The following is a 315-nucleotide window of genomic DNA, read 5'->3' as shown; positions in this document are numbered from 1 at the left end:
TCAATAAAAGTCAGAAAGTAAAGAAACTAGAAAAACAGAAACGCAGATTACAGCGTAGTATCTCTCGCTCTTACGAGAAAAATAAGAAAGGAGAAAGTTACTGCAAAACAAATAATGTAATCAAAAAGGAAAAACTTTTATTAAAACGAAATCACAGATTAACAAATATCCGTAAGAACTATTTGAATCAGACTACATCTGAAATTGTAAGTCGAAAACCAAGATTTATTTGTATTGAAGATTTGAATGTTAGTGGAATGATGAAAAATAGACATTTATCAAAAGCAGTTCAGAATCAGGGGTTTTTTGAGTTTA

1 pseudogene is annotated in these 315 nt (G+C 29.2%); it reads left to right on the top strand.

Going from position 1 to position 315, the window contains the following annotated elements:
* A pseudogene (locus DW694_RS17385) lies at positions 1 to 315 on the top strand (RNA-guided endonuclease TnpB family protein); the annotation flags it as partial.

It is taken from the genome of Ruminococcus sp. AM26-12LB (assembly GCF_003480785.1).
Classification (GTDB): Bacteria; Bacillota; Clostridia; order Lachnospirales; family Lachnospiraceae; genus Blautia_A; species Blautia_A fusiformis.
This window is presented reverse-complemented; position numbering and strand designations above follow the sequence as displayed.